1 protein-coding gene is annotated in these 1,201 nt (G+C 58.0%); it reads left to right on the forward strand.

Going from position 1 to position 1,201, the window contains the following annotated elements; genetic code table 11:
• Window positions 1–290: 290 nt before the first annotated feature.
• Window positions 291–1,052, forward strand: a complete 762-nt coding sequence (locus tag A2I95_RS40095; protein WP_260005098.1) for an NAD kinase — start codon at window positions 291–293, stop codon at window positions 1,050–1,052.
• Window positions 1,053–1,201 lie beyond the last annotated feature (149 nt).

The following is a 1,201-nucleotide window of genomic DNA, read 5'->3' on the forward strand; positions in this document are numbered from 1 at the left end:
GCGATCAGCTCGATCTCGTCGCGCTGGCGGCCCAGCTCGGCGGTGATCGACGCATAAAGCTCAGGGTCGCGCTCGGAGAGGGGTTGGGTGAAAAAGCCGGGGTCACGGGTCGCTTCAGTCATGGTGGCTCCGTTGAGTAAGGATCAGAATTGAGGGATTTCCTATCGGAAACTTCCTTGCGCAGGAAGCCTGTAAAGCGACATTTCCCTGCGACAGAACGGCAACTATGGTCTTTGCCGGAAAGCTGTGATTGTTTCGGAACCAGATGCCTAACACCGGAAACAGATTTCATGAGTTTGAGAATCGCCTTTCTGGCCAGTGAGGCCGAAATTGCGCAGCAGGCCCTGGGCACTCTGCGTAACAGATACGGGCATGTGCCGCCCGCCGAAGCCGGTATTGTTGTGGCTCTGGGCGGTGACGGTTTCATGCTGCGCACATTGCTTGCGATGGTGGATCACCCGGCGCCGGTGTACGGGATGAACCGCGGCACCGTTGGTTTTCTGATGAATGAGTACCGCGAAGACGGGCTGATCGAGCGGCTTGAAGAAGCGGTGCAGGAAATCATCAATCCGCTGTCGATGACCGCAATGGACCGTCGCGGCGCGGTGCATAAGGCGCTGGCCATCAACGAAGTGTCTCTGCTGCGGGCAGGACCGCAGGCGGCGCGGCTCAGAGTATCCGTGGACGGGCGCGTGCGGATGAAGGAACTGGTCTGCGACGGCGCCTTGGTCTCCACCCCTGCGGGCTCCACGGCTTATAATTATTCTGCCCATGGCCCGATCCTGCCGATCGGGGCGGATGTGCTGGCGTTGACGGCAATTGCCGCTTTCCGGCCGCGGCGCTGGCGCGGAGCGCTTTTGCCCAGCAACGCAATGGTGCGCTTTGATGTGCTGGAGGCCGGTAAACGTCCGGTGATGGCTGACGCGGATTCGAATTCGGTGGCCGATATTGATTGGGTTGAGATCCGCACCGATCCGCAAATACGCCATAAAATCCTGTTCGACCCGGGTCATGGCCTGGAAGAAAGACTTATATCCGAGCAGTTTACGTAACCGTTTAACGAAGAGTTCACGGATTTGTGAACATCCCGGTAACGATTATATGCGATGGTTTACCCACAGGCGGATGTGGGTGGTGATTGCCCAAGGGCAGAATGCCACAGTGCCGTACCGGCGTGTTTTGTACGTTCCTGTTTATTTAG

The organism is Leisingera sp. F5 (genome assembly GCF_001593695.1).

Coding starts and splice junctions, on each gene's coding strand:
- A2I95_RS40095 (WP_260005098.1), top strand. CDS start 291: ATGAGTTTGAGAATCGCCTTTCTGGCCAGTGAGGCCGAAATTGCGCAG.